Source organism: Streptomyces stelliscabiei (assembly GCF_014873495.1).
In the GTDB taxonomy this organism is placed as follows: Bacteria; Actinomycetota; Actinomycetes; order Streptomycetales; family Streptomycetaceae; genus Streptomyces; species Streptomyces bottropensis.
The window spans coordinates 4,674,187-4,689,042 of record NZ_JADBGF010000001.1 but is presented as its reverse complement, the minus strand read 5'-3'; the positions used below and the strand labels follow the sequence as shown (position 1 = coordinate 4,689,042).

Annotated in this window: 10 protein-coding genes; 8 read left to right on the top strand and 2 right to left on the bottom strand. The window is 73.0% G+C overall.

Features of this window, described 5'->3' with window-relative positions; all coding sequences use genetic code 11:
- Nucleotides 1–87 precede the first annotated feature (87 nt).
- The 4 genes from H4687_RS20620 (at nucleotide 88) to H4687_RS20605 (ending at nucleotide 7,145) form a co-directional block, all read left to right on the top strand.
- Nucleotides 88–969 carry a serine hydrolase domain-containing protein gene (locus tag H4687_RS20620; RefSeq protein ID WP_225966762.1) on the top strand — a complete coding sequence of 294 codons (882 nt, stop codon included), beginning with the start codon at nucleotides 88–90 and terminating at the stop codon, nucleotides 967–969.
- A gap of 51 nt (nucleotides 970–1,020) precedes the next feature.
- Nucleotides 1,021–1,881 (top strand): LLM class F420-dependent oxidoreductase, encoded by an 861-nt coding sequence (locus H4687_RS20615; RefSeq protein WP_050398163.1) that lies wholly within the window; start codon nucleotides 1,021–1,023, stop codon nucleotides 1,879–1,881.
- 430 nt (nucleotides 1,882–2,311) lie between these two features.
- Nucleotides 2,312–4,897 (top strand): bifunctional FO biosynthesis protein CofGH, encoded by a 2,586-nt coding sequence (locus H4687_RS20610; protein ID WP_050398162.1) that lies wholly within the window; start codon nucleotides 2,312–2,314, stop codon nucleotides 4,895–4,897.
- Nucleotides 4,898–5,054: 157 nt separating this feature from the next.
- Nucleotides 5,055–7,145 (top strand): LamG domain-containing protein, encoded by a 2,091-nt coding sequence (locus H4687_RS20605; protein ID WP_046917917.1) that lies wholly within the window; start codon nucleotides 5,055–5,057, stop codon nucleotides 7,143–7,145.
- A 60-nt stretch (nucleotides 7,146–7,205) separates the two neighbouring features.
- On the opposite strand, the gene H4687_RS20600 is transcribed toward H4687_RS20605, so the two are convergent.
- On the bottom strand, nucleotides 7,206–7,727 hold the full coding sequence (locus H4687_RS20600; RefSeq protein ID WP_046917916.1) for a DUF2165 domain-containing protein: 522 nt from the start codon (nucleotides 7,725–7,727) through the stop codon (nucleotides 7,206–7,208).
- Nucleotides 7,728–7,846: 119 nt separating this feature from the next.
- Here H4687_RS20600 and H4687_RS20595 point away from each other — a divergent pair, with 119 nt between their 5' ends.
- The 4 genes from H4687_RS20595 to cpt all read left to right on the top strand — a co-directional run bounded on the left by H4687_RS20595 (nucleotide 7,847) and on the right by cpt (nucleotide 13,013).
- Nucleotides 7,847–10,540, top strand: coding sequence for a tetratricopeptide repeat protein (locus H4687_RS20595; protein ID WP_046917915.1), 2,694 nt, complete (start codon nucleotides 7,847–7,849; stop codon nucleotides 10,538–10,540).
- Nucleotides 10,541–10,806: 266 nt separating this feature from the next.
- Nucleotides 10,807–11,922, top strand: a complete 1,116-nt coding sequence (locus tag H4687_RS20590) for an ADP-ribosylglycohydrolase family protein (RefSeq protein WP_046917914.1) — start codon at nucleotides 10,807–10,809, stop codon at nucleotides 11,920–11,922.
- A gap of 24 nt (nucleotides 11,923–11,946) precedes the next feature.
- Nucleotides 11,947–12,447 carry a GNAT family N-acetyltransferase gene (locus tag H4687_RS20585; RefSeq protein WP_046917919.1) on the top strand — a complete coding sequence of 167 codons (501 nt, stop codon included), beginning with the start codon at nucleotides 11,947–11,949 and terminating at the stop codon, nucleotides 12,445–12,447.
- A gap of 17 nt (nucleotides 12,448–12,464) precedes the next feature.
- Nucleotides 12,465–13,013, top strand: a complete 549-nt coding sequence (gene cpt / locus H4687_RS20580) for a chloramphenicol phosphotransferase CPT (protein WP_046917913.1) — start codon at nucleotides 12,465–12,467, stop codon at nucleotides 13,011–13,013.
- Nucleotides 13,014–13,114: 101 nt separating this feature from the next.
- Here the strand turns inward: cpt and H4687_RS20575 are convergent, their stop codons facing one another.
- Entirely contained in the window at nucleotides 13,115–14,683 is a 1,569-nt protein-coding gene (locus H4687_RS20575) for a sodium:solute symporter family protein (protein ID WP_046917912.1), read from the bottom strand.
- Between the last annotated feature and the right edge of the window lie 173 nt (nucleotides 14,684–14,856).

Sequence of the window (14,856 nt, the reverse complement as noted above, 5' to 3'; positions counted from 1 at the left end):
TGCCACCTTCCTATGCGGTGGTGAACTGAGGGACAAGGGAAGGAAATCGCCGGTTTTCGTTTCGCCGCGGAAGGACATGCCGGAGACATGAGGACCGATGTCCGACGGGAGACACCGCACGTGCGGACACCGACCTGCCTGCTGGGCGGCGCCGGCATCACCGACCGGGTGGCGCACGGCCACGACGCGGACCGGTTCGTGGAGATCGGCTCCCTGACCAAGGTGCTGACGGGGACCGTGCTGGCCCGGCTCGCGGCGGAGGGGACGGTCGGCTTCGACACCCCGCTGGAGGAGTGCGTCGAGGAGGTGCCGGGCGGCACGGGCATCACCCTCCGCCACCTCGCCGAGCACACCTCGGGCCTGCCCCGCCTGCCCGCCGGGCCCCTCGGCCCTCCGGACGATCCGTACCTCGGCTTCACGGAGACGGCGCTGCGGGAGTCGCTGCGCGGCCTGCCCCGGCTGACGGCCGGACGGCTGGGGGAGCGGGAGTACTCCAACCTCGGCTACGCCGTGCTCGGGTACGCGCTCACGGCCGCCACGGGCCGCTCATACCAGCACCTGGTCGACCGGCACGTCCTGTCGCCGCTCGGCCTGGAGGCGGGCGTGGTGACGGCGCACCCGCCGGAGAGCCTGCGCCTCGTCCCGCGCGACCTGTTCGGCCGGCCGCGCCCGCTGTGGACGCTGACCGGCCCGATCCTGCCGGCGGGTGGCATGTGGTCCACCTGCCGGACGGTGGCGCATCTGCTGGTCGCCCTGCTCGTCGAACGCCGGCTCGGTGATCCGGCGCCCTCCTGGCAGCGGGGCCCCTCGATCCGGTGGCACAACGGCGCCACCCGCGGCTCGTCGGTCGTGGCCGCCGCGTACGACGACGGGCGGTGGGTCCTGCTGCACCGCCTCGGCGACCCGGCCCGCACGGACCGTCTCGCGAAGGAGGCCCTGCTGGCGACGGCCCCTCCCGCCGACACGTAGTGCCGACCGGTCGGTATGGACATCGCGGTTCCGAGCCGCTACAGATGACCCATGCGCATCTCCGTGACGATCTTCCTCACCGACGAGACGATCACCCCGACCCGGCTCGCCCGTGAGCTGGAGCAACGCGGTTTCGCGGGGCTCTACCTCCCCGAGCACACGCACATCCCCGTCGAGCGGACGACCCCGTACCCGGCCGGCGGGGACCTGCCGCGCGAGTACGGCCGCACCCTCGACCCCTTCGTGGCACTCGGCCAGGCCGCCGCCGTCACCGAGCGGCTGGGTCTCGGCACCGGCATCACGCTGGTCGCCCAGCACGACCCGATCGACCTCGCGAAGCAGATCGCGACCGTCGACCACCTCTCCGGCGGCCGTCTCACCCTCGGCGTCGGCTACGGCTGGAACGTGGAGGAGGCCGCCGACCACGGGGTCGCCTGGCGTACCCGGCGGGAGCTGGTGCGGGACCGGATGGCGCTGATGCGGGCGCTGTGGGCGGAGGAGCCGACGGCGTACGAGGGGGAGTTCGGGAGCGTCCGGGCGAGCTCCGCGTATCCCAAGCCGGTGCGGAAGCCGCGGGGGCCGGTGGTCGGGCCGCGCACGCTGATCGGCGGCGCCGCCGGGCCGAAGCTGTTCGCGCACATCGCCGAGTACGCGGACGGGTGGCTGCCGATCGGGGGGCGGGGGCTGGGGGAGGCGCTGCCGGTCCTGAGGGCGGCGTGGACGGACGCCGGCCGCGACCCGGCGGGCCTTCAGGTGGTGCCGTACGCGGTCCAGCCGAGTGCGGGCAAGCTGGCGTACTACGCCGAGCTGGGCATCGAGGAGGCCGTGGTGCAGTTGCCTCCGGCGGGGGAGGCGGAGGTGCTGGGGCTGCTGGACGAGTACGGCACGTTCCTGGGAGGCGGGGCGGCATAACGCCGCCGGGCTCACGGTTCGCCCGCGCCGCCCGACTCGGTGCTTGCCGCGCTCGGGCGGCCGCGCCCGGGTGGGGGCTGGCCGCGCAGTTCCCCGCGCCCCTGAAAAGCAGCGGCTACGCCCCAAGCTTTTCAGGGGCGCAGGGCCGTGTCTTCCAGGCCCGCAGGGCCTGATGCTCTGAGGGGCGCGGGGAACTGCGCGAGAAGCCCCCTCCGGGCCCGCACCCGCCACCCCTCAGGCACCCCTGCCCCTCAGGCGCGGTACCCCGAGGCGGAGCCAGGGGTGCTTTTGAGGGGCGCGGGGAACTGCGCGAGAAGCCCCACCGGGCCGGCACTCGCCATCCCCTCAAGCACCTCCCACCCCCCAGCCATCCCACCCCCACCCGGAGCCACCCCGCAAGGCGGAGCCAAGTCGCTCGTATGCTCGACGGATGACGACTTCCGCGACCTCCGGGACCGGCCCGACCGAGAACTCCATGCGGCGGGCACTCAAACGCGCCCGCGACGGCGTGGCTCTCGACGTGACCGAGGCGGCGGTGCTGCTCCAGGCACGCGGCGCGGACCTGGAGGACCTCGCCGCCTCGGCGGCACGCGTGCGGAACGCGGGCCTGGAGGCGGCCGGCCGCCCCGGCGTCATCACGTACTCGAAGAGCGTCTTCATCCCGCTCACCCGGCTCTGCCGGGACAAATGCCACTACTGCACCTTCGTCACCGTGCCGGGCAAGCTCCGCCGCGCCGGCCACGGCATGTTCATGTCCCCGGACGAGGTGCTGGACGTGGCCCGCAAGGGCGCCGCCCTCGGCTGCAAGGAAGCGCTGATCACCCTCGGCGACAAGCCGGAGGACCGCTGGCCGGAGGCGCGCGAGTGGCTCGACGCGCACGGCTACGACGACACGATCGCCTACGTCCGCGCCATCTCCATCCGCATCCTGGAGGAGACGGGCCTCCTCCCGCACCTCAACCCCGGCGTCATGAGCTGGACGGACTTCCAGCGGCTCAAGCCCGTCGCCCCCTCCATGGGCATGATGCTTGAGACGACCGCGACCCGGCTGTGGTCCGAGCCCGGCGGCCCGCACCACGGCTCCCCCGACAAGGAGCCGGCGGTCCGGCTGCGGGTCCTGGAGGACGCCGGCCGTTCCTCCGCCCCCTTCACCTCCGGCGTCCTCATCGGCATCGGCGAGACGTACGAGGAGCGCGCGGAGTCCCTCTTCGCGCTCCGCAAGATCTCCCGCGCCTACCACGGCATCCAGGAGCTGATCATCCAGAACTTCCGCGCCAAGCCCGACACCGCGATGCGCGGCATGCCGGACGCGGAACTGGACGAGCTGGTCGCCACCGTGGCCGTCGCCCGCCACCTCATGGGCCCGGCGGGCTGCATCCAGGCCCCGCCGAACCTCGTCGACAGCGAGTACGAACGGCTCATCGGCGCCGGGATCGACGACTGGGGCGGGGTGTCCCCCCTCACCATCGACCACGTGAACCCCGAGCGCCCCTGGCCGCAGATCGAGGAACTCACCGCCCGCTCCCGCGCCGCCGGCTTCGAGCTGCGCGAACGCCTGTGCGTGTACCCGGAGTTCGTGACGCGCGGCGAGCCCTGGCTCGACCCGCGCCTCCTGCCGCACGTACGGGCCCTGGCCGACCCGGAGACCGGCCTCGCGCGCCCGGACGCCGTGGTGGAGGGCCACCCGTGGCAGGAGCCCGAGGAGGTCTTCGTCGCCGCCGGCCGCACGGACCTGCACACCGCCATCGACACGGAGGGCCGCACCGGCGACCGCCGGGAGGACTTCGACTCCGTCTACGGCGACTGGGGCGCCCTGCGCGAGGCGGCGGCGCCCGGTATGGCCCCCGAGCGCATCGACACGGACGTACGCGCGGCCCTGTCGACGGCGGCCGACGACCCGACGAAGCTGTCGGACGCCGAGGCCCTCGCCCTGCTGCACGCCGACGGCCCGGCACTGGACGCGCTCACCCGCATCGCGGACGACGTCCGCAAATCGGCGGTCGGCGACGACGTCACCTACATCGTCACCCGGAACATCAACTTCACGAACGTCTGCTACACCGGCTGCCGCTTCTGCGCCTTCGCGCAGCGCCGCACGGACGCCGACGCGTACACCCTCTCCCTCGACCAGGTCGCCGACCGGGCCGAGCAGGCGTGGGACCTCGGCGCGGTCGAGGTCTGCATGCAGGGCGGCATCCACCCCGACCTGCCGGGAACGGCGTACTTCGACATCGCGAAGGCCGTCAAGACCCGCGTCCCCGGTATGCACGTCCACGCCTTCTCCCCGATGGAGGTGGTGAACGGCGCGACCCGCACCGGCATGTCGGTCCGCGAGTGGTTGACGGCCGCGAAGGAGGCGGGCCTCGACTCCATCCCCGGCACGGCGGCGGAGATCCTCGACGACGAGGTCCGCTGGGTCCTGACCAAGGGCAAGCTGCCGGCCGCCACCTGGATCGAGGTGGTGACCACCGCCCACGAGCTGGGCATCCGCTCCTCCTCGACGATGATGTACGGTCACGTCGACCAGCCCCGCCACTGGCTGGGCCACCTGCGCACCCTGGCCGGCATCCAGCAACGCACCGGCGGTTTCACGGAGTTCGTGACGCTCCCCTTCATCCACACCAACGCGCCGGTGTACCTGGCGGGCATCTCCCGCCCCGGCCCGACGATGCGCGACAACCGCGCCGTCATCGCGATGTCCCGCCTCCTCCTGCACCCCTGGATCCCCAACATCCAGACCAGCTGGGTCAAACTCGGCACGGAGGGCGCGGCGGAGATGCTCCGCTCCGGCGCGAACGACCTGGGCGGCACCTTGATGGAGGAGACCATCTCCCGCATGGCGGGCTCCTCCTACGGCTCCTACAAGTCGGTCAAGGACCTGATCGCGGTCGCCGACACCGCCGGCCGCCCCGCCCGCCCCCGCACCACCCTCTACGGCGAGGTCCCGGAGGAACGCCAACGCGCGGCGGCGGCCTCGGACGGCCATCTGCCGGAGCTGCTGCCGGTGCTGGAGTGACGCACCTGAGGTGACGGGGCGGAAAACCCTTTCTGCGGTGTCCGTGGCCCCTGTTAGCCTCCACCGGCCCGAGCGACGCACGGGTGATGGGGAAAGCTCACCGGGGAGGGAACAGTTGGACGGGTTAAGGAGATCCGGCGGCCGTGCGCTGCTGGCGATGGGGTGCTCCGTGGCGGCCATGGTGGCGTCCACGTCGGGAGTGGCGCACGCGGCCGGGAACCTGCCGCCGAAGCAGCCGCTCGTACGGGATCTGAAGACGGGCGGCAAGGCCTGCGGGACGGGTGACGGAAAGGCGTACATCGCCGATCCGCAGCCTCAGGTCAACGCGGTCCTGTACGACACCGACAGCGGTCCCCTCGGCGGGGAGTTCGAGTTCTGGTGGAAGGACGCCGAGGGCGCCGAGCAGCGCAGGACCCTCACGACCACGTCGAAGCGGTCGGGCACACCGTTCACCCTCAGGCTGCCGTGGGAGGACCTGCCCGCGAACACTGTGGTCTCCTGGCACGTCCGGGCCGACGACGGTACGTCGAAGTCGACCTGGAGTTCCGAAGGGGACGGCTCCGCCTGCGAGTTCGTCATCGACGACGTGAACCCGCAGAAGGCCGTGGTCAGTTCACCCGAGTACCCGCAGGACGTCCTCTGGGTGGACGGCGTCGGCGTGTACGGCCACTTCACCATGGACTCGCCCTCGGACGACGTCGTGGCCTACACGTACGGCTTCATCGGCGGCCCGTACGGCACCGTTCGGCCCGACGAACCCGGCGGAGCCGTGACCATCCCCTTCCTGCCGCTCGACTCCGGGCCCGACCAGCTCACGGTCCGCGCGATCGACCGGGCAGGGCGCAGCAGCGGCGAGACCTCGTACGACTTCTTCGTGAAGTCCGGCCGCGCCCCCGTCGCCCACTGGAAGCTCGACGACCCGGCCGGCGCGACCACCGCCGCGGCCGAGATCGGCACCGCCGCCGAGGCCGGCACCGGTGTGACCTTCGGCGGCCCGGCACCCGGGGGCACGGCCCTCGCCTCGACGGCGACCCTGGACGGCAGCAGCCACGGCTACCTCACCCCGGGTGCCCCGGCGGTGTCCGACCCCAGGAAGACGTTCGCGGTCAGCGGCTGGGCACGGCCCGCGCGGACCGACCGGGACATGACCGTCGCGGCGCAGGACGCGGGTGACTCCACGGCCTTCGCGCTCGGTGTCGACGCCCGTGGCGAGACGCCCGTCTGGTCGTTCACCGTCGGCGGCGCCCGGATGACGGGCGGCGTGCCCGAGGCCGGGGAGTGGGCCCATCTGCTCGGCGTGTACGACGCCGAGACCGGTGAGGGCCGGCTGTACGTCAACGGCCGGGCGGTCGGCACGAAGAAGGAGGCCGCGCCCGGCGCGGACGCCGGCGCCTTCCAGATCGGGCGCGCCCGGGACGGGCAGGGCTACCAGGACCGCTGGGACGGCGAACTCGGCGGCATCAGGGTCCACGACCGCGTCGTCGTCCCGGACGAGGCCGCCGAACTGGGGCACCGCAAGCCGCGCGCCCTCGCCCACTGGTCGCTGGAGAACGCGACGGACGGGACCAGCCCCGACCAGGGCGACGGTGTGCCGCTGAAGCTGGGCACGGGCGCGACGATCCACCGCGGCCCGGACGGCTCCTGCATCCCGGACCTCGACCCCGACTGCGCCGACGTGCCGTACGCGCTCGTCGGTGACGGCCATCTCAAGCTCGACGGCGAGAGCGGGTACGCGGCCACGGAGCGGCCCGTCGTCGACACCTCCGACAGTTTCTCGATCGGCGTGGTGGTACGCCTCGCGGACGCCGAGCCGTCCCGGCCGATGACCGTGCTGTCCCAGGGCGGTGAGCACACCGACGTGTTCCGGGTGCGGTACGAGCCCTCCACGTACGCCTGGCAGCTGATCATGCCGAACGCGGACGAGCCGGACGCCACCGAGACCGTCGTGGCGCAGCTGGCGATGGCCGACGGCGGCGAGGGGGAGGGGCACCGGCTCGCGGTCGTCTACGACGACGCCACCGACACGATCAAGCTCTTCCTGGACGGTCAACTCGCCGACGGGGCCACCGCCGACTTCGCGGACGGTCTGCCCAGCACCGGCCCGCTCCAGGTCGGCCGGGCCCAGGTCGGCGACGGATGGGGCGAGTACCTCCACGGTGACGTCGACGAGGTGCACGCGTTCGCCGGCGCCCTGGAGGACGACCAGATCAACGGACTGGGCCGGGGCACCGAACCCTGCCTGTGCTGAGTCTGGATGCCCGAACTGCCGGCGGTCGACCGACCGCCGGCAGTCGTCCGTCGGCCGGCCTCAGTTCGCGGTGGTCTCGTTCGCCGGCAGGCACGTCACCACCAGCACCACCCCGCTCAGCAGGAACACCCGCAGGGCGGCGTCGAGGCCGTTCCAGTCGTCGGACTGCCACATGGCGAAGTACTCGCCGCCGATGGCCAGGAAGCCGGCGCCGAAGAGGAGGAGGACCATGAGCAGGCCGAGGGTGCTGTAGCGGCGGGCGGTGTGGAAGGCGCGGTGGCCGAGGGCGCGGGTCCAGAAGCAGGTGGCCGCGGCGAGGACCAGGGCCGCGACGGTCTCCCAGACGATGATGAGGACGTAGGCCGCGTCCTGCACGCCCTTCGACTCGATGGCCCGCCACATCAGGTCCTCGTCCTCGAACGTGGTGTCCATGGCGAGGACATGGTGGACGAACTGCTGGTTCGTACCGAAGTCGGTGATGTTGCCGAACGCCACGAGCGCCATGTAGAGGGCGACCGTGCCGACGAGCAGGGTCGAGGCCAGGGGGAGAAGGGAACCGCGGGGGGTCTGGGTTTCAGCCATGGTCCAACTATGTGCGGGCGTATGGGCCATCCCCAGGTGTTTTTCGGCGCGTTGGATCACAATGGGACCCGCCGGTGGCGGAAAACCGCGGGGCACCTACGAGGGCCGGAGGGGTATGCATGGGGCGCGCGCAGCCGCCGATTCCGACGATGCAGGAGCTGATCCGGCGCCGTACCCGCCAGGGCTTCGTCGGCCGGAACGCCGAACGGGCCGCCTTCCGCGCCACCTTCGATCTGCCCGTCGAGGACGAGCGGCGCCGTTTCCTCTTCCACGTGCACGGCAACGCGGGCATGGGGAAGACCTTTCTGGTCCGGGAGTTGGAGCAGATCGCCCGGGAGCACGGCGCCCTCACCGCGTACGTCGACGACGGCGTCGGCAGTGTGCCGGAGGCCATGGCCGTGATCGCGGACCGGTTCGCCCGGCAGGGACGGCGGTTCAAGGAACTGGAACGGCTGCTCACCGCCCACCGCGAGCGCCGGTACGCGGCCGAACTCGCCGCCATGGCCGTGCCCGAGCAGGAGGGGCGGCCCGGGGAACCGGGTGAACCGGATGAACCGGGCCGGCCGGGTCAGTCGGCTCAGGCAGGGCAGCCGGCTCGGCCGGGGCGCACCGGCGCCGTCGCCGACCCGTCGGCCGCGAGCATGGCCGCCGCCCGCGCGACCCTCGTCGCGCTCGGCCTCGTCCCCGTGGTCGGCCCCTTCGCCGGCGCCGTCGACCCCGCCCAACTCGCCCGCCAGGCGGACAGATTGCGCACCGGCCTCGGCCCGCGCACCCGAGGTCAGGAGGACGCCGAACTACTCCTCGCCCCCGAACTCGTCCTCACCCCCGCCCTGGTGGAGGAGCTGGCCGGAGCCGCGGCCGAAGCGCCCTGGCTGGTCCTGCTCTTCGACACCTACGAGCGGACCGGCGCCTTCCTCGACCCGTGGCTGCACGACCTCGTCTCCGGCGACCGTCACGGCCCCCTCCCCGGCAACCTGGTCCTGGTGACGGCCGGACAGCGGCCCCTGGACGCCGCCCGCTGGGGCGGCCTCGGCGACTTCGTCCTCGACCTCCCGCTGCGGCCCTTCACGGAGGCCGAGTCCCGTGGCCTCCTCGCGGCCAGGGGGGTGCTCGCCCCGCCGGTGGTGGAGGAGGTCCTGAGGCTCACCGGTGGCCTGCCCGTCCTGGTCTCGACCCTCGCCGAGGCCCGCCCCGCCGACCTCGACGACCTCGCCGACGCGGGCGACGCGAGCGCCACCGCCGTGGAGCGCTTCCTGCGCTGGGAGAGCGACCCGGTACGCCGGGCCACCGCGCTGACCTGCGCGTTGCCCCGATGGCTGGACCCTGAGGTCTTCCGGGTGGCCGTGCTGGATGCGGATGCGGATGCGGATGCGGATGCGGCTCCCGGCGCGGGCGCCCGCGCGGGCGCCGCCGAGAACCCCGACGCGCTGTTCGCCTGGCTCCGCGCCCTCCCCTTCGTGACCGACCGCGGCGACCGTGTGGTCTTCCACGACGTCGTACGCGCCCCGATGGTGCGGCTGCAGCGGACGCGGTCGCCCCGGGACTTCGGCGCGCGGCACCGGCGGCTGGCGGCGGCGTTCGCCGGGTGGCGCGCGGAGGCCGAAGCCGGGCTGGAGGGGCGGGAGCCATGGGGTGAGGCGCGGTGGCGGGAGCTGCGGCTGGCCGAGGCGTACCACCGGCTGTGCGCGGGGGAGCGTGGGGCACTCGCCGGGGCGCTGCGGGACGTCGTGGACGCGTGCGGCGAGGACACGGCCGTGGCCCGGCGCTGGGCCGAGGCCCTGGCGCAGGCGGGGCAGGACGCCGACGACGAGGACGCGACGCGCTGGGGGCGGGACCTGCTGGGTGCGCTGGAGCGGGGCGGTGCCCATGACGCGCTGGGCGTGCTGCTGCTCCGGGCCGCTCTCGACGCCGGGCGCCGGGCGCACGCGCACGCCCTGCGCGGGCGGGCGCTGCACCGGGACGGGGCGCACGAGCGGGCGTTGGCCGAGTACGACCGGGCCCTCGCCCTCGACCCCCGAGCGGCCACGGCATGGCAGGGCCGGGCGGTCACGCGGGCGCACACCGGGGACTACGCGGGCGCCGTGGCCGACCTCGACCGCGCCGACGCGCTCGCCCCCGACGACACCACCACCCTCGTCCTGCGCGGCGACTACCACCGCCTCCTCGGTGACCCCGACGCGGCGGTCGCCGACCTCGACCGCGCCGTCGCCCTCGATCCCGTACGCCGCTCGACCTGGGCCTCGCGGGGCGCCGCCCGGCTCGCGCAGGGCCGGCTCGACGAGGCCCTCGCCGACCTGGACCGCGCCCTGGAGCTGGACGGGGAGTACGTCTGGGCCCTGGTGCGCCGGGCGCGCGTACGGCGCTCCCGGGGTGAGCACGAACGGCAGCTGGCCGACCTGCACCACGCCGTCGCGCTCGACCCGGACGCCGCCTGGGTCCACTGCGAACGCGGCGACGCCCTGCGGGTCGCCGACCGTGACGAGGAGGCCCTCGCCGACTACGACCGGGCCCTCGCCCTCGATCCCCTGTACGCCTCCGCGTACGCCGGCCGGGGCGTCACCCGCTTCCGGCTGGGCCGTCTCGACGACGCCCTCACCGACCTCGACGCGGCGCTCGCCCTGCACCCGGAGTACGCCTGGGCGCTGCGCCACCGTGCCGCCGTCCACCTCGAACTCGGCTCCCCGGAGCGGGCGTTGGCCGACGCGGAGCGGGCGCGGGCGCTGCGCCCCGGCGACCCGTCGATCGTGGACGTGCACGACCGGGCCACGGAGGCGGCGGCGGCCCGGCCGCCGCGTTCGCGGCACCCGGAGTGAATCGTCCGGAACGGACCGTCGACGGATGTTGCGCCGGCGCACGGTTTCTTCGAGAGTGGGACTCCGGCACAGCACCTGTTCGCCTCTGATTGTTCTGTGCCGCAGTGCCCGAAGAGTCGCGCGTTTTGTGTTGTTCAGTGCTCGATGAGGGCCCTGAATCGATGGTTCCTGTTCGATTACAGTGCTGGACTGTCGAGCCGTACGGGCGTACGGATGTACAGATGTACTGACGTACGGGTCGGGGCAGGGGCCGTGAGGAGGCTGGGGTGGGTGCGACAGCCGGTGCCGTCTGGGGGCGTGTCGAGCAGCAGGACTTCCGCAGCCGGGTGCGCGGGACCTTGCTGGGCGCTGCCGTCGGCGACGCGCTGGGCGCGCCGGTCGACCACCTCACCCTGGCGCAGATCGGCGAGGCGTACGGCCCGGAGTGGCTGACCGATCTGGCCTCCGCGTACGGCAGGCGCGGCGCGATCACCGACCTCACCCAGCTCACCCTGTTCACCGTCGACGGACTGATCCGCGCCCAGGTCCGCCGCGACACCGGCGTGTGGCACCCGCCGACCGATCTGCACCGGGCGTATCTGCGCTGGGCCGCGACCCAGCGCGACTGGGGCCCCGACGAACGCCGCAAGGACGACGGCTGGCTCGCCCGCGAGGAGTGGCTCTACGCGCGCCGCGACCCCTCCCTCATCTGCCTCCTCGGCTTCGCCGACGGGACCATGGGCACGCTCGACGCCCCCAAGAACCCGGGCGCGTGCGGTGCCGAGGCCGCCGCCCGCTCCGCCCCGTTCGGCCTGCTCGTCGGCTGGGAGCCGCAGTTGGTCTTCCAGCTGGCCGTCGAGTGCGCGGCCCAGACCCACGGCGACCCCACCGCCTATCTGTCCGCCGGCTCCTACGCCGTCATCGTCCACGCCCTGGCGCGCGGCGAGAGCCTCGACGCAGCCGTCCAGAAGACCCTGGTCCTGCTGGCCGCCCGCCCCGGCCACCAGCCCGTCGCCGACGCCCTCCAGCAGGCCGTCGCCGCCGTCCGCCAGGGTGCGCCGTCCCCCGCCCTGGTCGAACGCCTCGCCGGTGACGGCGCGGCGGCGGGCCTGCTGGCCGTCGCCGTGTACTGCGCGCTCGTCGGCGAGGACGTCCGCCACGGCCTGTGCCTCTCCGTCAACCACGGCGGCCCCTCGGGGGCGGCCGGCGCCCTGACGGGCGGTCTCCTCGGCGCCCTCCACGGCGAGACCGCCCTGCCCCCCGCCTGGCTCGCCGAACTGGAGGGCCGCCCCACGATCCTCGTCCTCGCCGACGACTTCGCCCTCGAAATGACCCAGGGCCCGGCCCTGCACGCCCCGGGCGGTGCGGTACCGGGCTGGCTGACCCGCTACCCACGCGCCTGAGGCGGCGTGGACACGGTGCCTGACATGGCCGACTGGAACACGCGCCCGGCCCTGCCGAGGGACGTCGGGCCCCTCGCCGAGCTGCGCGCCGTGGTCATGCGCCCGGACCTCGAACGCCTCGGCCGCTACGACCCCGACCGCGTCCGCCGGCGCTTCCGCGACTCCTTCGACCCGGCCCACACCTGGGTCGTCGAGGCCGGCGGTGCCGTCGCCGGCTGCGTGGCCCTGCGCCCGGCCGCCGACGCCCACTGGCTGGAGCACTTCTACCTGGCCCCCCACCTCCAGGGCACCGGCATCGGCACAGCCGTGCTCCACACCCTCCTCGCCCGCGCCGACCGCACCGGCCTCCCGGTCCGCCTGAACGTCCTGCGGGGCAGCCCCGCCCGCCGCCTCTACGAACGCCACGGCTTCCGCCTGGACACCGAGGGCCCGGTGGACGTGTTCCTGACGCGCCCGCCGGGCGGTGGCGCGCCCTCCAAGGAGCGGCCCGCCTGCCCGGAAACGGGTTTCACGCCCGGAGCGTGAGCGCCTACCGTGGCCCGATGGCCACTCGGATGATCATCCTCAACGGCGGTTCCAGTGCGGGCAAGTCCGGCATCGTGCGGTGTCTGCAGGCCGAACTGCCGGACCCGTGGCTGGCGTTCGGGGTCGACTCGCTCATCGAGGCCATGCCCGCGCGGATGCAGACGACGGACGGCGGCATCGCGATCTCACCCGACGGCGAGGTCGGCATCGGGGCGGACTTCCGCGCACTGGAGCAGGCCTGGGCCCGGGGCGTCGTGGCCATGGTGCGTGCGGGGGCCCGCGTCATCGTCGACGACGTCTTCCTCGGCGGAGCGGCCTCCCAGCAACGCTGGCAGCGGCTTCTCGACGGCCCGCACGGCGTCGACGTGCTCTGGGCCGGCGTCCGCTGCGACAGCGCCGTCGCCGCGGCCCGCGAGATCGCCCGGGGCGACCGGGTGCCGGGAATGGCCAAAGCCCAGGCGGACCTCGTCCACGAGGGCGTGCGCTACGACGTGGAGGTCGACACCACCCACACCGAGTCCCTGACCTGCGCCCGCATGATCGCGGCCCACCTGCGGCAGCCGTGAGGGCCGCGCCCGGAATCCCCCCGGGCGCGGCCCTCACCGTCTCACGGCCCCGCGGCTTCACAGCCCTACGGGCCCCACACGAACCCCCGTACGCGAGGCTCTCAGACCCCGCTGGGACTGGACGCGTCCTTCCCCTGAGCCGGTACCGCCGCCGCGCCGGCCCCGCCCGTGCCGTCCCCGTCCGTGTTGATGATCTCGATGAGGGCGAGCCGCTCGGGGGTGTCCTCCGGCTTGATGAAGCCGATGACGATGTACAGCACGAGCGACACGGCCAGCGGGATGGACACCTGGTACTGCAGGGGCACGCCGCCGTCGACGTTCCAGTTGATCGGGTAGTTCACCAGCCAGAAGGCGAACAGGCCGCACGCCCAGCTCGTGAGCGCCGCCGTCGGACCGGAGCGGCGGAAGGGCCGCAGCAGGCCGAGCATCATCGGGATGGCCATCGGGCCCATGAGCCCGGCGACCCACTTGATGACGACGGTGATGATGTCCTTGAAGGCGGGCGAGTTGACCTGCGTGGCCGCCGCCATCGACAGGCCGAGGAACACGACCGTCGTGATCCGGGCGACCCGCAGCCCCTGCCCCTCGCTCCACGTCCGCGCCCGGCGCCAGATCACCGGCGCGCAGTCCCGGGTGAAGACGGCCGCGATGGCGTTCGCGTCGGACGAGCACATGGCCATCGTGTGGGAGAAGAAACCGACGATGACGAGGCCCAGCAGACCGTGCGGCAGCAGCTGCTCCGTCATCAGGGCGTAGGTGTCCGAACCGTTGCCCGACTCCGACTTCACCAGCAGCGGAGACATCCACATCGGGAAGAACAGCACCAGCGGCCAGACCAGCCACAGCACCGCCGACAGCCGGGCGGAGCGCTCGGCCTCGTGCGGGGTCGCCGTGGCCATGTAGCGCTGGGCCTGGTTGAGCATGCCGCCGTTGTACTCGAAGAGCTTGATGAAGAGGAAGGCGAGCAGGAAGACCGTGCCGTACGGGCCGACCAGCGGCTCGGCGTGCCCCTTCAGCTCCGGGCGGTCCCAGACCCCGAAGAACCCGCCGTAGTCCCCGAGTTTGGCGACCACCGCGATGAACATCGCGATACCGGCCAGCAGTTGGATGACGAACTGACCCAGCTCCGTCAGCGCGTCGGCCCACAGACCGCCGATCGTGCAGTAGACGGCCGTGATCGAGCCCGTGATCAGGATTCCCTGGTTCAGGGAGACGCCGGTGAACACGGACAGCAGGGTCGCGATCGCGGCCCACTTCGCGCCGACGTCCACGATCTTCAGCAGCATGCCGGACCACGCCAACGCCTGCTGGGTGCCCAGGTTGTAACGGTTCTTCAGGTATTCGAGCGGCGATGCCACCTGCAGCCGTGAACGCAGCCGGTTGATGCGCGGCGCGAACAGCTTGGAGCCGATGGCGATGCCGAGGGCGATGGGGAACGACCAGGTCACGAACGACGTGACACCGTAGGTGTAGGCGATGCCGGCATAGCCGGTGAACATCACCGCGCTGTAGCCCGACATGTGGTGCGAGATGCCGGAGAGCCACCAGGGCATCTTGCCGCCGGCCGTGAAGAAGTCGCTGACGTTGTCCACACGCTTGTGCGACCAGACGCCGATCGCGACCATCACACCGAAGTAGCCGATGAGCACGGCCCAGTCGAGACTATTCATGGGCCCCCTTCCAGGGTCCGCCGCCAGGGTCAGGCATGTGAACTCTGGGTTCGGTGGCATGGCCACGGCAAGGAAGGGGTAGGTCAAGAGGGGGTAAAATAGTTCCGAGCGATGACCTCCATCCATGTATGTGAACTACGAGTGGCCGAAAAGGATCAGCCTTCTTCCCTCGT

Bases quoted from the DNA above. Each gene is read 5' to 3' on its own strand.
- H4687_RS20585 (WP_046917919.1), top strand. From the start codon at position 11,947: ATGGCCGACTGGAACACGCGCCCGGCCCTGCCGAGGGACGTCGGGCCC.
- H4687_RS20610 (WP_050398162.1), top strand. From the start codon at position 2,312: ATGACGACTTCCGCGACCTCCGGGACCGGCCCGACCGAGAACTCCATG.
- H4687_RS20620 (WP_225966762.1), top strand. From the start codon at position 88: ATGAGGACCGATGTCCGACGGGAGACACCGCACGTGCGGACACCGACC.
- H4687_RS20605 (WP_046917917.1), top strand. From the start codon at position 5,055: ATGGGGTGCTCCGTGGCGGCCATGGTGGCGTCCACGTCGGGAGTGGCG.
- H4687_RS20595 (WP_046917915.1), top strand. From the start codon at position 7,847: ATGGGGCGCGCGCAGCCGCCGATTCCGACGATGCAGGAGCTGATCCGG.
- H4687_RS20600 (WP_046917916.1), bottom strand. From the start codon at position 7,727: ATGGCTGAAACCCAGACCCCCCGCGGTTCCCTTCTCCCCCTGGCCTCG.
- H4687_RS20615 (WP_050398163.1), top strand. From the start codon at position 1,021: ATGCGCATCTCCGTGACGATCTTCCTCACCGACGAGACGATCACCCCG.
- H4687_RS20575 (WP_046917912.1), bottom strand. From the start codon at position 14,683: ATGAATAGTCTCGACTGGGCCGTGCTCATCGGCTACTTCGGTGTGATG.
- cpt (WP_046917913.1), top strand. From the start codon at position 12,465: ATGGCCACTCGGATGATCATCCTCAACGGCGGTTCCAGTGCGGGCAAG.